This window comes from Pseudomonas sp. CDFA 610 (assembly GCF_021147865.1).
Taxonomy (GTDB): Bacteria; Pseudomonadota; Gammaproteobacteria; order Pseudomonadales; family Pseudomonadaceae; genus Aquipseudomonas; species Aquipseudomonas alliivorans.
In genome coordinates, this window is the sequence record NZ_JAGTPM010000001.1 from 57,409 (window position 1) to 78,003 (window position 20,595).

Annotated in this window: 14 protein-coding genes; 5 read left to right on the forward strand and 9 right to left on the reverse strand. The window is 59.1% G+C overall.

The window, feature by feature from the left end; genetic code table 11:
- The first annotated feature begins 149 nt into the window (after positions 1 to 149).
- On the forward strand, positions 150 to 1,400 hold the full coding sequence (locus KDX39_RS00260; protein ID WP_099227370.1) for a glycoside hydrolase family 68 protein: 1,251 nt from the start codon (positions 150 to 152) through the stop codon (positions 1,398 to 1,400).
- A gap of 181 nt (positions 1,401 to 1,581) precedes the next feature.
- On the opposite strand, the gene KDX39_RS00265 is transcribed toward KDX39_RS00260, so the two are convergent.
- Both KDX39_RS00265 and KDX39_RS00270 read right to left on the reverse strand, forming a co-directional pair.
- Positions 1,582 to 2,157, reverse strand: a complete 576-nt coding sequence (locus tag KDX39_RS00265) for an ANTAR domain-containing response regulator (protein ID WP_231658786.1) — start codon at positions 2,155 to 2,157, stop codon at positions 1,582 to 1,584.
- Positions 2,158 to 2,171: 14 nt separating this feature from the next.
- On the reverse strand, positions 2,172 to 3,383 hold the full coding sequence (locus tag KDX39_RS00270) for a CmpA/NrtA family ABC transporter substrate-binding protein (RefSeq protein ID WP_231659341.1): 1,212 nt from the start codon (positions 3,381 to 3,383) through the stop codon (positions 2,172 to 2,174).
- Between the two features lie 251 nt (positions 3,384 to 3,634).
- On the opposite strand from KDX39_RS00270, the gene KDX39_RS00275 reads away from it, so the two are divergent.
- Positions 3,635 to 4,666 carry a quinone-dependent dihydroorotate dehydrogenase gene (locus KDX39_RS00275; protein WP_231658787.1) on the forward strand — a complete coding sequence of 344 codons (1,032 nt, stop codon included), beginning with the start codon at positions 3,635 to 3,637 and terminating at the stop codon, positions 4,664 to 4,666.
- 141 nt (positions 4,667 to 4,807) lie between these two features.
- Here the strand turns inward: KDX39_RS00275 and rmf are convergent, their stop codons facing one another.
- Positions 4,808 to 5,023, reverse strand: a complete 216-nt coding sequence (gene rmf / locus KDX39_RS00280; protein ID WP_002553055.1) for a ribosome modulation factor — start codon at positions 5,021 to 5,023, stop codon at positions 4,808 to 4,810.
- A gap of 589 nt (positions 5,024 to 5,612) precedes the next feature.
- Here rmf and rlmKL point away from each other — a divergent pair.
- Together rlmKL and KDX39_RS00290 are read left to right on the forward strand one after the other, a co-directional pair.
- Positions 5,613 to 7,868, forward strand: coding sequence for a bifunctional 23S rRNA (guanine(2069)-N(7))-methyltransferase RlmK/23S rRNA (guanine(2445)-N(2))-methyltransferase RlmL (gene rlmKL / locus KDX39_RS00285; RefSeq protein ID WP_231658788.1), 2,256 nt, complete (start codon positions 5,613 to 5,615; stop codon positions 7,866 to 7,868).
- 138 nt (positions 7,869 to 8,006) lie between these two features.
- The gene (locus tag KDX39_RS00290) at positions 8,007 to 10,379 is read left to right on the forward strand and encodes a sensor domain-containing diguanylate cyclase (protein WP_231658789.1); all 2,373 of its coding nucleotides are present in this window, start codon (positions 8,007 to 8,009) and stop codon (positions 10,377 to 10,379) included.
- A 37-nt stretch (positions 10,380 to 10,416) separates the two neighbouring features.
- Here KDX39_RS00290 and dacB read toward each other — a convergent pair whose 3' ends face one another.
- On the reverse strand, positions 10,417 to 11,886 hold the full coding sequence (gene dacB, locus KDX39_RS00295) for a D-alanyl-D-alanine carboxypeptidase/D-alanyl-D-alanine endopeptidase (RefSeq protein WP_231658790.1): 1,470 nt from the start codon (positions 11,884 to 11,886) through the stop codon (positions 10,417 to 10,419).
- A 357-nt stretch (positions 11,887 to 12,243) separates the two neighbouring features.
- Here dacB and KDX39_RS00300 point away from each other — a divergent pair, with 357 nt between their 5' ends.
- Positions 12,244 to 12,588, forward strand: a complete 345-nt coding sequence (locus KDX39_RS00300) for a YggL family protein (protein WP_184323112.1) — start codon at positions 12,244 to 12,246, stop codon at positions 12,586 to 12,588.
- A gap of 94 nt (positions 12,589 to 12,682) precedes the next feature.
- On the opposite strand, the gene KDX39_RS00305 is transcribed toward KDX39_RS00300, so the two are convergent.
- The 5 genes from KDX39_RS00305 to KDX39_RS00325 form a co-directional block, all read right to left on the reverse strand.
- Positions 12,683 to 16,321, reverse strand: coding sequence for a transporter substrate-binding domain-containing protein (locus KDX39_RS00305; protein ID WP_231658791.1), 3,639 nt, complete (start codon positions 16,319 to 16,321; stop codon positions 12,683 to 12,685).
- An 8-nt stretch (positions 16,322 to 16,329) separates the two neighbouring features.
- Positions 16,330 to 16,956 (reverse strand): response regulator transcription factor, encoded by a 627-nt coding sequence (locus KDX39_RS00310; RefSeq protein ID WP_057411237.1) that lies wholly within the window; start codon positions 16,954 to 16,956, stop codon positions 16,330 to 16,332.
- 327 nt (positions 16,957 to 17,283) lie between these two features.
- Positions 17,284 to 17,682 (reverse strand): response regulator, encoded by a 399-nt coding sequence (locus tag KDX39_RS00315; RefSeq protein ID WP_231658792.1) that lies wholly within the window; start codon positions 17,680 to 17,682, stop codon positions 17,284 to 17,286.
- Between the two features lie 259 nt (positions 17,683 to 17,941).
- Positions 17,942 to 19,273, reverse strand: coding sequence for a deoxyguanosinetriphosphate triphosphohydrolase (locus KDX39_RS00320; protein ID WP_231658793.1), 1,332 nt, complete (start codon positions 19,271 to 19,273; stop codon positions 17,942 to 17,944).
- A 63-nt stretch (positions 19,274 to 19,336) separates the two neighbouring features.
- The gene (locus tag KDX39_RS00325; RefSeq protein ID WP_231658794.1) at positions 19,337 to 20,500 is read right to left on the reverse strand and encodes an EAL domain-containing protein; all 1,164 of its coding nucleotides are present in this window, start codon (positions 20,498 to 20,500) and stop codon (positions 19,337 to 19,339) included.
- Positions 20,501 to 20,595: the final 95 nt, after the last annotated feature.

The window sequence follows — 20,595 nt, forward strand, 5'->3', positions numbered from 1 at the left end:
CATTTTCTCTGCTGTTTCGGTCTTTCATAATCAATGAATGCCGTCATCGCAGGGTTCAAAAAACGCACTTCAGCGATGTAATAAGTTTGCATGCTGCCTTGTCTTCATCTATGCGCCGGCCCTGTCCGGCGTCAATAAAGGACATCAACATGAGTAACGTTACTTACAAGCCTACCGTGTGGACCCGGGCCGATGCGCTCAAGGTCAACGAAAACGACCCTACCACCACTCAGCCGCTGGTCAGTCCCGACTTTCCGGTGATGAGTGATACGGTCTTCATCTGGGACACCATGCCGCTGCGCGAGCTCGATGGCACTGTAGTGTCCGTCAACGGCTGGTCGGTAATCCTGACGCTCACGGCCGACCGGCACCCGACCGATCCCCAGTATCTGGGCGCCAACGGCCGTTATGACATCAAACGTGACTGGGAAGACCGCCATGGTCGTGCCCGCATGTGCTACTGGTATTCACGTACCGGCAAGGACTGGATCTTCGGTGGCCGTGTCATGGCCGAAGGTGTCTCGCCGACGACTCGCGAATGGGCCGGCACGCCGATTCTGCTCAATGACAAGGGCGACATCGATCTTTATTACACCTGTGTGACGCCGGGCGCCGCCATTGCCAAAGTGCGTGGCCGAGTGGTGACGTCTGACAGTGGAGTAATCCTGACGGACTTCACGGAAGTCAAAACATTGTTCGAGGCCGACGGTACTTATTATCAGACCGAAGCCCAGAATTCCACATGGAACTTTCGTGATCCCAGTCCGTTCATTGATCCCCATGATGGCAAGTTGTATATGGTGTTCGAAGGTAATGTGGCCGGCGAGCGGGGTTCACACACAGTAGGGCCGACAGAACTAGGGCCTGTACCGCCGGGCCATGAGGATGTGGGCGGTGCCAGATTTCAAGTAGGCTGTATTGGCCTGGCCGTTGCAAAGGACCTTAACGGCGATGAGTGGGAAATTCTTCCGCCGCTGGTGACGGCGGTCGGTGTAAATGATCAGACCGAACGTCCACACTATGTATTTCAGGACAATAAGTATTACTTGTTCACGATCAGCCACAAGTTTACCTATGCCGATGGTATAACCGGCCCTGATGGCGTTTACGGTTTTGTCAGTGAACAGTTGTTCGGCCCATACCGACCCATGAATGCCTCAGGCCTGGTGCTGGGGAATCCGCCTTCGCAGCCGTTCCAGACTTATTCGCACTGCGTGATGCCCAACGGTCTGGTGACATCGTTCATCGACAGCGTGCCCACCACCGGGCAGGACTTTCGCATCGGTGGCACTGAGGCGCCTACTGTGAAAATCCTGTTGCAGGGTGATCGCTCGTTCGTACAGGAGTCATACGATTATGGCTACATACCGCCGATGAAGAATGTGGTGCTGACTCAGTAACCCGGATGCATGCGTGAACGGCGAGCGTTTGCGCAATGCGGCCTGCTGGCAGGTACCGTAACTGCGGGAGGCGGCTTGTCGGCGATGGCGTCGGCGCGGTTTAACAGTCAGGCCGCGTCATCGCTCATCGCCAGCAAGCCGTACGATTAATGTTTCGTCAGTATTTTCTTGATCGATATGTTCAACCCAGCATCTCACTCATCGAGATAATCTGCTCGGCCACCTGAATCAGCTTCTGCTGGCGGCTCATTGCCTGACGCCGCATCAGGGTGTAGGCCTCTTCCTCGTCACAGTCCTTCATTTTCATCAACAGTCCTTTCGCCAGTTCGATGCGCTTGCGCTCGGCCAACTGCTGGTCGCGGGCATGCAGTTGCGCACGCAGGGCCTGATCGCTTTCGAAACGGGCCATGGCCACATCAAGGATGGGCTGCAGGCGTTGGGCCTGAATGCCTTCGACGATGTAGGCGCTGACGCCGGACTTGATCGCCTGACGCATCACGCCGGGGTCGTGCTCATCGGTAAACATCACGATCGGACGGGGCTGGTCGCGGCTGACCAGAACCACCTGTTCCATGACGTCCCGACCGGGCGACTCGGTATCGATGAGGATCACGTCGGGGCGCACGGCGTCGACCCGTGCCGGCAGGTCGATGATGAAACCGGACTCGTCTATCACGTCGAAGCCGGCCTCGATCAGAGCGGTTCTCAAGCGACCGACTTTCTTTGCAGTGTCATTGATCAGCAGGATACGCAGCATGGTCACGTTCTCCTTCAACGACGCGCAGCGACGGGCGTGGTATCGGCCCAGGCATTGATCTTGAAGCTGCGCGCATAGGAGGCCGGATCAGTGCCGTCCCAGACCTTGCCGTCGATCAGTTGACTGCTGCGCAAGGTAGCGTCAGGCACGTCAATGCCTAGTGCCTCGGCGGCCTGTCGATACAGTTCCAGCTGCTGGACGCGTTCGGCAACGGCCAGGTAATCAGGGTCTTCACGTAACAGGCTCCAGCGGCGGAACTGGGTCATGAACCACATCCCGTCCGACAGCCAGGGGTAATTGACCTGGCCCTGACCATGAAAGCTGACGGCGTGGTGGTCTTCCCAGTGATTGCCGAGGCCGTCGCTGTACTTGCCCAGCAGACGCGGCTCTATGCAGTCCAGCGGTGTGTCCAGATACTCCGCACCGCTGAGCAGTTGTGCCGTGCTGCGTCGATTGTGCTCGCTTTGCTCAATGAAGCGGCTCGCCTCCAGCACGGCCATGACCAGCGCTCTCGCGGTGTTGGGGTTCTGTTCGACGAACTCGCGGGTGCACCCCAGAACCTTGCCCGGATGGTCGGGCCAGATGGTCTGGCTGGTGGCCATGCTGAAGCCCAGTTCCTGACGGACTGCGCTGGCGGCCCAGGGCTCGCCGACGCAGAACCCGTCGATACGGCCGGCCTGCAGGTGTTGAACCATCTGCGGCGGCGGCACCACCACGCTGTTCACGTCGTCCAGCGGATGAATGCCTTGGCTCGCGAGCCAGTAATAAAGCCACATGGCATGGTTGCCGGTGGGGAAGGTCTGGGCGAAGGTCAGTTTCGGACCGCTTTGGTGCACGCGTTTGTCCAGTGCTTCAGGAGTGATCACACCACTGTCCTGCAGGCCGCGCGACAGGTTGATGCACTGGCCGTTCTGGTTCAGACCCATCAGGATCGCCAAATCTCTGGTGGGGCCGCCGCCGATACCCAACTCGACGGCGTAGATCATCCCATAAAGGCTGTGCGCCGCCTGCAACTGGCCGCTGACCAGCTTGTCACGCAGTCCGGCCCAGGAGGTCTGGCGTCTTAGGTTCAGGGTCAGGCCGTAAGGCTGGGCAAAACCCTGGGTCGCCGCGACCACCAGTGAAGCGCAGTCGGTCAGGGCCATGAAACCCACATCCAGACTGTTCATCTCGGGCGCATCGCTGCCGTTTACCCAGTCCAGCGCATTGCTTGTTCGTTCGCTCATGGCAGGTGCTTCATCAAGGACATCCAGAAAAAAGGCGCCGCCCGGCCCTTGCGAGGTGCAAGTGCCGGAGCGACGCCGTTGTCCGGGCAGCGCTCCTTCGTTGGAGCGCGTGCCGATAATGGATTCAAGCAAGGCATATGCCAGCGCTCGGCGGTTCAGCGTAACAAGTTTTTCGCATGCCTCGCGTGCAATGCATTCACGCGGCTATAATCGCGCCCCTGAATTCAGCTTCTCACGAGCCTCGCCCGCCCATGTATAACCTGGCCCGCCAGTTACTGTTCAAGCTTTCCCCGGAAACCTCCCATGACCTGTCGCTGGACCTGATCGGTGCCGGTGGGCGTCTGGGCCTCAATGGCCTGTTGAGCAAGGCACCGGCCAAGGTGCCGGTCACCGTCATGGGGCTGGAGTTTCCCAATCCCGTGGGCCTGGCGGCCGGTCTGGACAAGAACGGCGCGGCCATCGACGGCTTCGCGCAACTGGGCTTTGGCTTCGTCGAAATCGGCACGGTGACGCCGCGTCCGCAGCCGGGCAACCCCAAGCCACGCATTTTTCGTCTGCCCCACGCAGAAGCCATCATCAACCGCATGGGCTTCAACAACCTGGGTGTCGACAATCTGGTCAGCCGTGTGCAGGCCGCCAGGTACACCGGCATTCTGGGCATCAATATCGGCAAGAATTTCGACACCCCGGTCGAGCGCGCAGTGGACGACTACCTGATCTGTCTGGACAAGGTCTATGCCCACGCCAGCTATGTGACTGTCAATGTCAGCTCGCCGAACACGCCGGGACTGCGCAGCCTGCAATTCGGTGATTCGCTCAAGCAATTGCTCGAGGCCCTGAGTCTGCGCCAGCAGGAACTCACGCAGCGTCATGGCAAGCGCGTGCCACTGGCTATCAAGATTGCCCCGGACATGACCGACGAAGAAACCGTACTGGTCGCGGCGGCCCTTATCGAGTCTGGTATGGATGCGGTCATTGCCACTAACACCACCCTTGGTCGCGAAGGCGTCGAAGGCTTGCCGCATGCGGACGAGGCGGGTGGTCTGTCGGGCGCACCGGTTCGTGAGAAAAGTACTCATACCGTGAAGATACTGGCGGGCGAGTTGGCAGGGCGCATTCCTGTTATCGCCGCCGGCGGTATCACTGAAGGGCGTCACGCTGCCGAAAAAATCGCGGCGGGTGCGAGTCTGGTGCAGATCTACTCCGGCTTTATCTACAAGGGGCCTGCACTGATTCGCGAATCGGTGGATGCGATTGCGGCAATGCCGCGTCAGCAGGCCTGAATCGCAGGCAAAAAAAGGGGCTCCTGGGGAGCCCCTGGGCTTTTGGCCCGCCGCCCGGATAGGGCGTGCATGGTATAGGTATCGAATGTCAGTCAATAAAACTTTGATGAACTGGTTGGGGCCTGTGTCTCCAAAGGCGCGTTATCCAACCGCGTGAAGTTCGTTGAGTCTGTGGATTCCCGCAGTGCCGGTCATACCGTCCCAGTTGTCGCCGCGTCCTTCTCGCCATCCATTGATCCATGCCTGGCGTACTGACGGTAGAGTAAAAGGGCAAAGCTCACGGGATTTACCATGAACGCCGTACTGATATCCGCGTAAAAATGCTCTTTCCAACGGATCACGCTTAAGTCTTCTCATAGGGTATTGCCCTCGTCTGTTGACTGTTATATCCCTGAGACCTCATGGTGAGGTCGGGCAGAAAAGTCTGCCGTTGGTACCCGCTGCCGGCGTCGCGGGCCTTGATGTCATAACCATTGCGGTGATGACGTGAGATGATTTCTAACCAAAGCGTCGCACCCTGTGAATGACCGTTTTGTCATAAGCACGTCACATTTAGGTCGGTCGGGTGATAAGGGTGGTCGGGTTTCAACACCGTTTTTTGGCGCAAGCCTTTTGACGCGGGCGTTTCAGACCGGATTGAGACCGCGTCTCAAGTGCGGATAGTGGCTGAATGCTTTAAGCGTCTATTCGACGAAGGGTCGAGATGTGACTTTTTGTTGCCCACTTCGTCGGGTTGAATGATCACTCTTCATATAGGAAAGCTATGTGCAGAGCGTGATGGATTGAAAACTGCCGCCTCAACGCTGCCTTGGTCTCAAGGCAGGTTTCGTGCGGCGGACCGGCACATTCAACGTGCCACGCAGGCGTTCTCCAAGAAAGGCGCCTGTTTAAAATCTGGTCGGGCAATGCGTTGCCCGCCGCTGACGGCTCAGGCCCTGGAATACACATGTCGGATCGCTACGAACTTTTCCTCACTTGCCCCAAAGGCCTCGAAGGACTGCTGGCCGAGGAGGCCACGGCTCTCGGACTCGAGGATACCCGCGAACACACTTCAGCCATTCGCGGTTCGGCCGACATGGAAACCGCCTACCGGCTGTGCCTGTGGTCCCGCCTGGCCAATCGCGTGCTGCTGGTGCTCAAGCGCTTCCCGATGAAGGACGCCGAAGACCTGTACCACGGTGTGCTCGATGTCGAATGGCACGACCATCTCGAATCGGATGGCACCATTGCCGTCGAATTCAGTGGTCACGGGTCGGGCATCGACAACACCCACTTTGGTGCGCTGAAGGTCAAAGACGCGATTGTCGACAAATTGCGCACGCCGGACGGCGAGCGTCCTTCGGTAGACAAGATCAACCCCGATCTGCGCGTGCATCTGCGCCTGGACCGTGGCGAGGCGATTCTGTCGCTGGACCTGTCCGGCCACAGTCTGCACCAGCGTGGCTATCGCCTGCAGCAGGGTGCTGCTCCCCTCAAGGAAAATCTCGCTGCCGCCATTCTGGTGCGTGCCGGCTGGCCAAGGATCGCCGCCGAAGGTGGCGCGCTGGCTGACCCGATGTGTGGTGTGGGTACGTTTCTGGTCGAAGCCGGCCTGATAGCCGCCGACATTGCACCTAATATCAAGCGCGAGCGCTGGGGTTTTTCTGCCTGGCTGGGTCATGTTCCGGCCCTGTGGCGCAAGCTCCACGACGAGGCGCTGGCACGTGCCGAGGCAGGCCTCGCCAAACCGCCGTTGTGGATCCGCGGCTATGAAGCCGACCCTCGTCTGATACAGCCTGCCCGCAACAACATCGAGCGCGCGGGGCTGAGCGACTGGATCAAGGTCTACCAGGGCGAAGTCGCGACGTTCGAGCCGCGTCCGGATCAGAATCAGAAGGGGCTGGTCATCTGCAACCCGCCGTACGGTGAGCGTCTGGGTGACGAGGCCAGCCTGCTGTATCTCTACCAGAACCTGGGCGAGCGCCTGCGTCAGTCATGCCTGAACTGGGAGGCTGCGGTGTTCACTGGCGCGCCGGATCTGGGCAAGCGCATGGGCATCCGCAGTCACAAGCAGTATTCGTTCTGGAACGGCGCGCTGCCGTGCAAGCTGTTGCTGATCAAGGTGTTGCCGGATCAGTTCGTGACCGGCGAGCGTCGCACCCCGGAGCAGCGTCAGATCGAGCGCGAAACGCCGTTCGAGGCAGAAGTCGAAGTCGAAAGAAAATTCAACAAGAACGGCAACCCGATCAAGCCGGCTCCCGTGGTTGTCGAACAGCCACGCCTGAGCGAAGGCGGGCAGATGTTCGCCAACCGACTGCAAAAGAATCTCAAGCTGATGGGCAAATGGGTACGACGTGAAGGCATTGATTGCTATCGCGTGTACGACGCCGACATGCCCGAGTATTCGATGGCCATCGACCTTTACCACGACTGGGTTCATGTGCAGGAATACGCCGCGCCGAAGTCCATTGATCCGGAGAAGGCCTCGGCCCGTCTGTTCGATGCGTTGGCTGCCATTCCTCAAGCGTTGAACATCGACAAGAGCCGCGTGGTGATCAAGCGTCGTGAGCGTCAGAGCGGCACCCGTCAGTACGAGCGCCAGAGCGCGCAGGGTCAGTTTCTGGAAGTCAGCGAAGGCGGCGTCAAGCTGCTGGTCAATCTGACCGATTACCTGGACACCGGTCTGTTCTTGGATCACCGCCCGATGCGCATGCGTATCCAGCGCGAGGCTGCCGGCAAGCGCTTCCTCAACCTGTTCGCGTACACCGCAACCGCCAGCGTTCATGCTGCCAAGGGCGGCGCTCGCAGCACCACCAGCGTCGATCTGTCGCGCACCTATCTGGACTGGGCACGCCGCAACCTGTCGCTGAACGGCTTCTCCGACAAGAATCGTCTGGAACAGAGCGATGTCACGGTCTGGCTGCAGGCCTGCCGCGAAGAATACGACCTGATCTTCATCGACCCGCCGACCTTCTCCAACTCCAAGCGCATGGAAGGGGTGTTCGATGTGCAGCGCGATCAGGTCGAATTGATCGATCTGGCCATGGCACGTCTGGCACCGGGCGGCGTGCTGTATTTCTCCAACAACTTCCGCAAGTTCGTGCTCGATGAAAACCTCGGGCAGCGCTACGCGGTAGAGGAAATCACTGCGCAGACCATCGACCAGGATTTTGCCCGCAACAGCAAGATCCACAGGGCCTGGAAGATCACCGCACGCGCCTGACGCAGGGGCTGATGAACGAACCTGTGCGTTGCTTGCGCAGGTTCGCTCATCTTCCGCTAGGCAAATTACTGGCGAATAGCTATAACCAATGCACAGCCAGCGTGGCGCAACACACTGTTGGCGTCATGAGTTGTGTCTATGGCGGCGAAACGGTACAGGCTCAGGGTGCTGGGCTTCATCAGTGAACAGGTTTCAGCGTGGCTGGTGGCGGTTCTGACGATGCTGGTCGGTGCCGCGCTGACGGTCATGCTGGCGCTGGCTGACCACGACGCTTATCAGCATCAGTTGCGCCAGCGCTTCGACATTCTGGCCAGCGAGCGTTTCAGCCGCATTCAGGAGCGCCTGGACCGTCAGGTCAGCAGGCTGGACACGGTCCGCCGCTTTTTTCTGTTTTCCCGTGAAGTGACTCGCGAAGACTACGACGGTTTCGTAGGCCCGCTGCTGCTCGGCACCCAGGCCTACGGCTGGAACCCGAGGGTGACCCGTGCCGGGCGGGCTGCGTTCGAGGCGGCAGTGCGCAAGGATGGGGTGGCGGATTTTGTGATCCGTGAACTCGATGAGCACGGCAAGCTGAGCGTGGCGGGCGTGCGCGACGAATATTTTCCTGTCCTCTATCTGGATTCGATCAGTGTGTTGCCGGTGCCGCTGGGCTTCGATATCTATTCTGAGCCGGTCCGCCATCTGGCTCTGGATCGTGCTCGACTGCTGGGCCGTATCACAGCGACGCCCCGTATAAAACTGTTGGGGCTTGATCCCGCCAACACACGAGGCGTGCTGTTGATGGCGGCTGTATTTTCAAGGGTCAGTGCGCCGGGCGAAACGCCTGAGCTGAGAGGTGTACTGACGGCCGTCATCGGTCTTTCGCAACTGATGACGGTGGGAACGGCAGAACGCGACACCCTGGCAGTCACGCTCATCGACCTGAACGCACAACCGGAGCCTGAGCGCGTGTACCTGTCTCCCGCCAAAGCCGCTACGAATGAGCTGTACCAAAGCACACTGTTGAGTCTGGGGGATCGGGATTACCTGCTTGAGGTTCGTCCCACTGAATTGTTCCAGGCGAACAATCGGGAAACGTCCGGCAATGTCCTGTGGTTCGGTGGGTTGTTGAGCCTGATGCTCAGTGCCTTGCTCTACAGCCTGATCAGCCAGCGCCAGCGCGCCCTTGCGCAGGTCGAGCAGCGTACCCGGGAACTGCGCGTGCGCGAACGAGAGTTGAGCGTTGCCAATGGTCAGTTGCGCAACATCCTGAATTCGGCGACTGAAGTCGCAATCATCGCGACCGACCTCAATGGAGTCATCAACACGTTCAACGTCGGTGCGCAGCGTATGCTCGGCTATCGCGATGAAGAGGTGCTGGGTCGCTTTGGGCTCAAGGATTTCCAGCATTCTGTGCCGGCCGATAACAATAGCATCAGCGAAGCTCAGGTGCTGCAGGACATGCTGAGTGCGGCGATTCATGAAGGCAGCCATCCGGCCCGCGAGTTGACCTTCCAGCGACGTGACGGCAGCAGGCTGGTCGTCAATATGCTGGTCACGGCCGTGCGCGACGATCAGGGGCAGTGGATCGGCTGTCTGGCGGTGTGTACCGACATGACCGAGCACCGGCGCGTGCATGATGCGCTGGAAGCTCAGGGGCAACTGCTCAGGAAACTGGGCTCTCAGGTGCCCGGGGGCATCTATCAGTATCAGCTCGATAAGGATGGCAGCTCGCGGTTCAGATACGCCAGCGTCGGCATGTGCGAGTTGTTCGAACTCGATGAGGCCCAATTGCTGATCGATGCCGAGGTGCTGCTGCAACGCATTCATCCCACGGACCTGGTCCGGATCAGAAACTCGATCATTCCCAGTGCTCAGCAACTGACGCCGTGGCGTGAAGAGTACCGGGTTCAATTACCGGAAAAAGGCCTGCGTTGGTTACGCGCCGCTTCAACGCCCGAGCAACTGGCTGACGGTGCCGTGTTGTGGCATGGGTTTGTGTCGGACATCACTGATCTGAAGCGGGTCGAGCAGGAGCTGCGAGAGATGTCTGTGACCGATGTGCTGACGGGTGCCTACAACCGTCGGTACTTTCAGGATCGGCTGCAGGCCGAACTCAAGCGTATCGACCGGCATGGTGGCCATCTGTCGATCATCATGCTCGACATCGATCACTTCAAACGCATCAACGACCGGTTCGGGCACGGTGTCGGGGATCAGGTGCTCAAGGCCATCTCGCAACGCATCACGCATCGTCTGCGCACGGATGACGTGTTCTGTCGGCTGGGTGGGGAGGAATTCATGGTGCTGTGCCCCGGCACTCAGGGCGCCCAGGCGTATCAGTTGGCGCTGGGGCTTCGCGAAGAACTGAACAGGGCGGGCATCGAAGGTGTAGGCAGGGTAACGGCCAGCTTCGGAATAGCCAGTTGGCGAGAAGGCGAGGGTATCGATGCGATGCTGCTGCGGGCCGACTCCGGAGTCTACGCCGCCAAGCAGGCGGGCAGGGACAAGGTGGAGCCAGAGCAGGCCTGATCCGTTTCAGCACCTGCTCATTCTGGTCGGGCGTGGCTCAGGGCTGCTGGATCGATACCGTGGTATTGCTCAGCTTGGGCTGGCGGTAAAGATCGACCAGCACCTCGTCGAGTACCGACGAGGCACCGAACGGACGTGGATCGTTGAGGATCGCCACGACTGCCCAGGTGTTGCCGTTGCTGTCGCGGCTGAAGCCTGCAATGGCGCGCACGGTATTGAGCGTACCGGTCTTGATGTGCGCTTCGCCGAGCAGCGGCGTGCGTTTCAGCCGTTTACGCATGGTGCCATCCATGCCGGCGAGCGGCATGGAGCTCATGAACTCAGCGGCGTACGGGCTGCGCCACGCGGCTTGAAGGATGACCGCCATTTCACGGGCGCTGACCCGTTCGGCCCGCGACAGGCCTGAACCGTTTTCCATCACCAGATGCGGTGCGGTGATGCCTTTTTTGGCCAGCCAGCCTCGAATCACCCGTTGAGCGGCCTTGGCATCATCGCCATCGGCGTCACTGCGGAATTCTTCGCCAAGGCTGAGAAACAACTGTTGAGCCATGGTGTTGTTGCTGTATTTGTTGATGTCACGGATGACTTCAACCAGATCGGGGGAAAATGCCTTGGCCAGCAGCTTGGCGCTGGAAGGCACTACGTCGATGCGGTTCTTGCCCAGAATGGTGCCGCCCAGTTCCTGCCAGATGGCGCGCACCGCACCGGCAGCGTAGGTCGGGTGGTCAAGCAGCGACAGGTAGGTCTGAGAGTTGCAGCCATTGCCCAGTTGCCCGGTCACCGTCACATTGACGCTGCCATCAGGCTGGGTTACCGGGTTGTAACGCACATCACCTGTGCATTGTTTCGAGGCGACAGCCTTGACCTGGTTGTCGATCCGGATAGTGGCGATAGGTGGCTCCACCGAGACCAGAATACGGCCATCATCGTTGCGGGTGACAAAGCGCAGCGCCTTGAGGTTGACCATCAGCGAATCAGGCTTGACCAGAAATGGCTTGTTGTCGTCATTGCCATCGTCGTTGAAGGCGGGCAATTGCGGCTGCACGAAGTGGCTGCGATCCAGCACCAGATCACCGGTCACCTGCTGGACACCGTTGGCGCGCAGGTCGCGCATCAACAGCCAGAGCTTTTCCATATTCAGCTTGGGATCGCCGCCGCCCTTGAGGTACAGGTTGCCGCGCAGCACGCCGTTGCTCAGGGTGCCGTCGGTGAAGAACTCGGTTTTCCATTGATGGGTAGGACCGAGAATTTCCAGTGCTGCATAGGTTGTGATCAGTTTCATGGTAGAGGCCGGGTTCACCGACACATCGGCGTTGAATACCGTCGGTGTACCTGGGCCGTTAAGCGGCAACATGACCAGCGACAATGCATCATCGCCAAGTTTGCTGGCTTTGAGTGCCTGCTGGACCTTGGGGGAAAGTGTGGTGTTGATGACGGCCGCGTTCGCGGAGAGGGCCAGTGGCAGGAGCAATGAAGCGATCAGAAAAGGGCGGAACGACTTGATCATGAATAAACCCTACTGCAAGAGGGGAAACAAAAAAGAGGGCATGGATGAATTCCCTCGGTAATTCTGAATATTGGAATAACAACGCCAACTGCGAACAACTATAGCGAACAGGCGAAGATTGACGATTGAATATGCAGGGTTTTCGTGATGCCAAGGGTCAACGCCTGCAACCGGCGGCATTATGCCCCAAGCAGGGGGGGCATGGGATGGGGCATTAGTCTTGAAACCGCTATTTTTTTCAGCATGCCCCATCTGCCAGCCGACGCATCGAACATTGCTTCCAGTCTTCATTTATCGGGCTTTTACCTGCCCGAACTGGTAAAGTGCCGCCCGATATTTACTGATGAGGATTGTCCCATGGCTACGAACCGTTCCCGCCGTCTGCGCAAAAAACTCTGCGTCGATGAATTTCAGGAGCTGGGTTTTGAGCTGAACCTGGACTTCAAGCAAGAGCTGGATGACCAGGCAATCGACGCCTTCCTCGACGCTTTCCTGAAAGAAGCAATGGAGGCCAACGGTCTTGGCTATGTTGGCGGCGATGACTTCGGTCTGGTTTGCCTGAGCAAGCGTGGCTCGGTCAGCGAAGAGCAGCGCGCTGCCGTTGAAGCCTGGCTCAAGGGCCGCAGCGAACTGACAGAAGTGACTGTCAGCCCGCTGATCGACGTCTGGTACCCGGAAAAAGAAATCAATCCGGTTGCCTGATGTTTCAGGAAGCAGGCTCAGGCCTGCTTTCTTGTTCTTCCCCCGTTTATCCTCCCTTCCTGCGTCGCACTTTCCTGTCCATTCTGCTTGCCGCTCAACAGTCTGCCTTTCCTGGCATGCCGGGTTCTTCCTGCTGCGCGCTCAACGCTCTTTCAAGCTCAAGCATGGCGCTGTCCACTGCCTGATGACAGGCGCGAAGTCGTGCTTCACTGGTGCCGGGCTCGCACGCCTGTTCAAGCGTATTGCAGGCGTCCACCACGCGAGAAGCGCTGATGATGCGTGCAGCGCCCTTGATCCGGTGGGCCATGTCACGAATCTGGTCCGTGTGTCCTTCAAGCATATGAGCCGCGAGCGACTGGCGATCTTCCCGGTTGCTGCGCAACAGTTCGGTCAGCAGGCGCCTGACCATTTCGGGACGGTTACCGGTGAGTTGGCTGACGCTGCCCGGACTGAACGCAAGTGTCGGGCGCGTCAGCGGTGAAAGCAGTGCCAGCCTGTCGCTGAGCAGACTGAGGCTGATGGGCTTGAACAGGCAGTCATCCATGCCCGCTTCCCGGCAGCGCTGGATTTCCTCCTGCTGGGCGTTGGCCGTGAATCCCCATATCGTGCAGGGCTGAAGATCGCGAGAGTGTTCCTGCGTCCTGATGGCCCGCGTCAGGTCGTAACCGTTCATGACCGGCATGTTGCAATCGGCAACCACCAGGTCAAAGCGATTCTGCAACCAGCACTCAAACCCCAGCGCACCGTTTTCGGCGACCTCGCAGTGATGGCCCAGAAACCCGAGCTGCTCACAGAGCAGCAGCCTGTTGGCAGGATGATCATCGACAATCAGGATATGCAGGATATGGTGAGGCGTCGGTGCAGGAGGCTGTTGAATCGGCACATGGGCTGCCGGATCAAGTGAAGTCAGCACCAGATGCATGTTGATCTGCGTGCCTTGCCCCGGCTCACTGTCCAGCGTCAGAGTGCCGCCCATCATCTCGCACAGGCTGCGGCAGATCACCAGTCCCAGGCCTGCACCCGTGCGTGCCATCTGACCGTTGCTATCCACCTGGGCGAAAGGTTCGAACAGGCGCTTCTGGTCAGGCAGGCTGATACCGATGCCGCTGTCCTGCACGGTCAGGTGCAGTTGCAGGTGCGGTGAGTCGGTCAGATCCCCCGTTTGCAGGCTGATTCTGACCTGGCCCTTTTGCGTGAACTTGATGGCGTTGCTGACCAGGTTGGAAAGGATCTGCTTGAAGCGCAGCGGATCCACGAGCACGTCGGTGTTGATGCGGCTGTCCAGTTCCAGCGCCAGTGTCAGGTTCTTCTGTCGGGCGAGCCCGTCGAATACCCTGACCACCGACTCCACCAGTTGACGCAGGTTGGCGCGTTCGGGATTCAGGGTCAGTCGGCCGGACTCGATCCGGGCGATGTCGAGAATATCGCCGATAAGGTCCAGCAGCTCCTTCGCCGAACCGTAGGCGACTTCAATGGCAGAACGGTCCAGTTCCCCATGATCGGCGCGTTTGAGTGCCAGTTCGAGCATGCCGATAACGGCATTCATGGGGGTCCTGATTTCGTGGCTCATGGTGGCCAGAAAGGTGCTTTTGGCCCGGTTGGCCGCATCGGCCTGTTCCTTGGCCGTCTGCAGATCTTCTATGAGCTGTCGCCGTTCGCTGATATCGATCCAGCCGCCAATGATGCCCTGTACCTCACCCAGCGAATCCCGGAACGGCAGGATCCAGTGGTAGATGGTCAACTTCCGTTCGCCGATATGCAGCGTGCGATCCTGAACCAGAGCGGTATTGGTAGCCATGACCCGCTGATAATCGGCAGCGTATTCCCTTGCTTCGAATTCGTTGCCCAGCACACCTTCAGTGGCGCTCTTGTCGATGATGTCCTCACGTTGCGCTGAAAATGAAGTGAGGTAGCTGTCGTTGCACATACGCAGCAGACCTTCACGGTCACGCACATAGATCGGATGGGGGGTGCCGTCGACCAGTGCTCTCATGAATTCGAACTGGTCGCCCAGCGCCCGCTCTGCAGCCTCGCGCTGTTTGATCTGGCGTCGCATGTAGGCGTTCCAGACCAGCAAACCGATCAGCAAAAGGCCGGCACCGGTAATGATCTGGTAGATCAGGCGTCGATAATCATGCCAGTTGGCACCTGCAGGTGTGTAGGAACGCCATCGGTTGTTGATCACGGCCAGCTCCTGGGGCGCGATGCTGGCCAGCGCCTTGTCCAGAATCGAGCTCAATTCCGTCGCGTTGCGTGAGGTGGCCATGGAGATCAGTGCCGGATCTTCTCCAGTGGTGGCAGTGATCTGCAGGCGCTCGCCGAAGATGCCGGAAGACAGAAAATAGTTGGCACTGAGCAGTGATGTCGCGGCAGCCTCGGTTCTGCCGACTGCCAGCATGTCCAGCGCCTGGAAAGGATTGTCGACTTCGACTGTCACGATTTCGGGATGTTCACGGTGTATCCAGCTCAGCAATGCGCTGCCCTGAGTGACCGCGAGGCGTTTTTTGCCGAGGTTTTCAAGATGGGACGGCGAGCCCGCTTCCTTGCGTGTCACCAGCACAAACGAATTGTCGATGTAAGGACGGCTGAAGCTCAAACGGTCCTCACGTTCATCGCTGGCGTCCAGAGCCCCGATCATGTCCGCATGGCCCTGGCTGACCTGGTTGATCATGTCGGCAAGGCTTGCAGAGCGGGTGACTTCGAAGTTGATTCCAGTGCGCAGCCGCACCAGTTCCAGAAGCTCGGCCGTGATGCCTCGAAAGGTGCCATTGGCATCGAAGAAGGTCAGAGGCGCGTAGGCTTCGTTGACCAGTACCCGCACAGTCGGGTTCTGGGCGATCCAGCGCTCCTCCCGTTGTGTGAGTTGCAGCTTCTGGTCGGTCAGCAGCAGATCGCTGCCAGCGCTCCAGCGCTTGGAAATATCGATGCGCTCATCGACCGGAATGGCCTTGAGCGTCTGGTTGATGACGTCCAGCAGTTGCGGGTTTTCATTGCTGATGGCAAAGCTGAATCCGTTGGCTTCGTGCTTGCCGAAATTGGCCATTTGTACATTGTTCAGGTAACCCCTGTTGATGATGTACTGGGTGGAAATGGTATCGCCGAGAAAGACATCGGCCTGATTGAAGGCCACGGCGTTGATCGCGTTTTGAAAAGACGGGTAGGTGTCGATGGTCGCGTCAGGATAGGTCGCCCTGACCTCGTCCAGCGGCAGGTAGTGATAGACCATGCTCAGACGCAGCCCCTTCAGGCCTTCGGTCAGCGGACGTGTTTCACCAATGCGCGTGACCAGCACCGGCTGATCCACCGAGTAGGGATGGGTCAGCTTGATGTCGCGTTCCTTGGCTTCGAAACCGTTGGCGGTCCCCAGCATGTCTATCTGTCCGCTCACGAGCGCTTTCATTGCCGCGTCGCGGGTTTCGAAGCGCTGAACCCTGACAGGCAGGTCCAGCGTCCGGGAAATGATGCCGGCGTAATCGGCGGTTATGCCCTCGTAATCATTGCCGGAAATGGTAATGTCGAAAGGTGGGTAGTCGGGTGCAGAGGTGCCGAGGATCAGCTCGCGTTTGCTGCGAACCCACTGCCATTGTTTGCCGTCCAGCTTCACATCCATGTGCGCCGGGCTCGAGCGGCCGAGCAGGGAGTATTGGTCGGCGGCCTCCAGGCGGGCGAGTAGACCCCAGCTCAGGCAAAGGCTTGTGGCCAGTATCAGAAGTTGTTTGAAGCGCTTGGACATCCGGTCTCTCACACTAGCGCGTTGCGTTTCGCCATCTCGATAAGATCTACCAAGGTCCTGGTTTTCAGTTTTTGCATCAGCCGTGTCTTGTAAGTGCTGACCGTCTTGTTGCTGAGAAACATGCCCTTGGCGATCTCCTTGTTGGAACGACCCTGGGCAAACAGTTGCAAGACCATCAGTTCGCGATCGTTGACCAGTTTGAACAACTCGATTTCACTTGGCTGACCATCTTCGCGAACAGCAGGCGTCAATGCCTGGCTGGGGAAGTAATTGTAGCCGGATAATACCGCTTTCACCGAACTGAGTAATTCACTCAGGTCTTCCTGTTTGCAGACGTAACCCGCCGCACCCGATTGCATGCAGCGAATGGCGAACAGCTTTGGGGTCTGTGAAGTGAGGACCAGAATTTTCGAGGGCAGACCCATGGTGTTGAAGCGGGCCAGTACCTCCAGGCCGTCGAGCTTGGGAATGCTGATGTCCAGAATGATCAGGTCGGGCATGCATTCACGGACCATCTGCATGGCGTCAACGCCATTATCGGTTTCACCGACGACCTCGTAGTTTTCGTTCTCCAGCAGCATTCTCACGGCCAGTCGAACAACAGGGTGGTCGTCGATGATAAAAACTGAGTTCATATTTAAATCCATACAAGCAGCGAAGAAAGCGCGCACCTTAGCTCAGATGTTCGGGCAGGCCCATGAAGAGACGTGGTCGGCAAGTATATATAGGAAAGTTCCTACAGTAATTAGAGTCTCGGAGTACGTAAATGCCTACTTTGAACGCTGTGTGTTTAAAAAGATTTCGCGCTTTATTCGGGTTGTTAGTTAGGGTTTTATACCGTGTTTGTTGCGTTTGGGAATTAGCCGTCGTGTTCGCCGTATTATTCCTACAACGTTGGGCGTGTAATGATTCATCACGAGGCAGTTCGTGCGTGGGGCAGTGCGACGACCTGTTGTGATGTGTCAGCGCGCACCGGGTGCATCGTTCAGCAGGTTGACGAGATCAGGGCCGTCAAGAGGCTTGCTCAGGCAGCCCAGCATCGGCAGACCACGCTGGATGGCACGCTGTTCGAGGTCCAGCAGTTGCTGTGCAGGAAGCCCGCTGAGCAGTACGGCGTGGCGGATCAGTCCGCGCTTCCAGGCCTGTTCGACAAGATCGAAACCCTCCAGGTCGGGCAGCCCCTGATCACACAGAATGAGGTCGTAGGGCTCGGGACTGCGTTCCATCGCAGCCATGGCCTCGGCTGCCGTGAGGACGGGGGTCAATAGAAAATACCCCTGGTTGTTGAGCAGGATCTGGGTGGCGATCAACTGAAAGGGGTGATCCTCCACCAGCAGAATTCGCAGGCTGTGCTTGGACATGAGGTTTCCGGCTGAGACGACGCTGGGATGGTTCGAGCCGGGTCGACAGGTATCATGCGGTTCCCGAAGGTGCCGCAGGCAGCTGGATGGCTTACCGGTTCGGCCATGAAGTGCCGGGATTATTGGTGGGTGTCGAAATCGCTGCGATAAGACGCTTCCGGCAAGCGTGTAGGGTATTTCTGAAGTTGAAGTGCGGAGTAGGCCGTGGCCAAGCGAGCAAGCACCGTTTTCAGGGGGCTTTGCTCGCCCGGACTCGTCCTCAGAACTGTCCGGATCGGCCTGTCATTTCTCTGGCCATCTCGGTGGCGTAGCTATCGGTCATGCCGGCGATGAAGTCGATCATGCGCAGAAAGGACGCGTGCAGCGGTGCCTTCGGATCGGGTGCACTATTGCCCAGCAGATCGAGAATGCGCCGGTGCTTGAATGACGGCGTGCGTCCACCGAATTGTTCGACTGCGGCGCCGCAGAAGGCGTTGAGAAGAATTTCCAGCGTGGTGTAGGCACCGATCTCGTGCAACGTCTTGCGCTTGTCCTGAAAGATCTTCTTGCGTGCCATGTCCTTGGCACTCAGCACGCAGCGCTTGGCCGGTCCGTGCATGTGTTCCACCAGATCGCCCGGCAGCGTACCGGCCAGCAGGGCGTCCTGCTGCTCGACGAACGCGCGGGCTGCGGCGTTGGTCAGGTGTTCGATGGCCTTGCCGCGCAGGATGGCCAGCTTGCGTCGTCGTGAGTCCGACGGGCCCAGTTGACGGTAAGTTTCCGGCAGGTCATCACCGACCAGCCCCAGCAGCAGAGCTTCCACCTCGGCGTAGTCGAGCAGGTCCATTTCCAGACCGTCCTCAAGGTCGATCAGGGCGTAGCAGATGTCATCGGCGGCTTCCATCAGGTAAACCAGCGGATGACGTGCCCAGCGCTGTTCCTCAAGCTGCGGCAGACCGAGCTTGTTGGCAATCTGTTCAAGAATTGACAGCTCGCTCTGATAGCAACCGAACTTGTGCTTCTTGTAGCCCAGCGAGTCGGCATGCCGTGCGGTCCACGGGTACTTCAGGTAGGTGCCCAGCGTGGCGTAGGTCAGTCGGGTGCCTCCGTCGAACTGGTGATACTCCAGCTGGGTGAGCACGCGGAAACCCTGGGCGTTGCCTTCGAAGTTGAGGAAGTCGTTGCGCTCGGTTTCGCTCATCGCATCCAGCCAGCCGCGGCCAGCCGCCTGGTTGAACCAGTTGCGGATCGCGTCTTCGCCCGAATGCCCGAAGGGAGGATTGCCGATGTCGTGAGCCAGGCATGCCGACTGAATCACCATGCCCAGATCGCTGGGGTCGCACCAGTCGGGCAGGGCGCTGCGCAGGGTTTCACCGACCCGCATGCCCAGCGAGCGGCCCACGCAACTGACTTCCAGCGAGTGGGTCAGGCGGGTATGGATATGATCGTTGCTTGAGACCGGGTGGACCTGAGTCTTGCGCCCCAGACGCCGGAAGGCACCTGAGAAGATGATGCGGTCATGGTCCTTGTGAAACGGGCTGCGCCCCAGTTCCTCGGGGCTGTGCAGGGTCTTGCCGAGTCGTTCGCGGTTAAGCAGGGTTTGCCAATCCAAGGCGGTCACTCCGTCAGTCGTATTGGCCTAGCTTCCCGGTTCGATGCGTTGGCCGCAAGGCCTTCACATCCCGGCGGCATCGATATCGATCAGAAGCAGGCGCGAGCCGTTGTCAAAGAACTGGCCAGCCGTCAGGCAATACTGGTTAGTGGTGGCGTCGCGGTAGGTGTTCGACAGGGTCAGACGTCGTTCGTGCCAGCCCTCGGCAAGAAGGTGGTAGAAGTACGGGCGCCATGACCAATTGTGTCCCAGATAGCGTGCGTCGGCTTGCCAGGCACCGTCTCGCCACTCCAGATTGGGCGTCAACTGCGTGCCGTGGCGGTCGCACTGATAGAAGCGCAGCAGCCAGGGGTAATCGTGCAACTGCGGCAGCGCGCTGATAGGCGCTTGCGCCTGCGCCCAGCGCTGCAGACTGTCCATCAGAATGGCGAGACGCTGGCGCAGGTCCATCAGGTGTGCGCGTTCGGCCACCTTGCGCAACACGTAGCGATCGCGCAGCTCGGCGAACCGGGCCACGAAGGCGTCGGCAGCGAAGAATGCCAGCTCGCCTTTCGCGAACAGGTAGCCCTGGACGTATCGCGCGCCGCACTCCAGGGCGAAGTGCAATTCGGCTTCGGTCTCGACGCCCTCGGCAATGATCCAGCAGCCGGTTTTTTCCGCCATCAACGCGAGCGCCTTGACCACATCGCTGCTCGGACCGCCTTTGGCTGCGGCCTGAAACAGGCGCATGTCGAGTTTGAGGATGTCAGGTTGCAACGCTAAAACCCTGTCCAGTTGCGAATAGCCGGCACCGAAATCATCGATCGCGATGCGCGCGCCCGCCTGCCGATAGCGCTCCACGACCTCGCTCAAACGCTGAATATCGCCACCCAGTTCGGTAATTTCGAACACCACGCGTTCAGCAGGAACATGATGCTGCACCAACTGCGCAAGACTTGGCAGCGCTTGGCCGGGACGCAGTCGGCTGATCCAGCGTGGGGAGATATTCAGGCTCAGGAACCAGTCTTCAGGCGCCTGATGCAAACGGCTCAGGGCGTGGTCACGAATCAGGCGGTCAAGCCGACGCAGTTCGGCGGCCGGAACCTGCGGGTCGTTGAACAGCGGTCCGACCGAATGCAGTCGTCCTTCGCTGTCACGTAGCCTCCCGAGGGCCTCCACGCCGGCTATGCGGCCGGTAGCGGTATCAATGAACGGCTGAAAGCAGGCAAGGGGTTGCCCTGAAATCACGTGGCCTTCCTTAGTGAGGGTGGAATGGGCGTTATGAGGGAGGTAAACGCAAGCCGCCCGCTGCAAATGTTCACAGCGGGCGAAATGTCATGGGG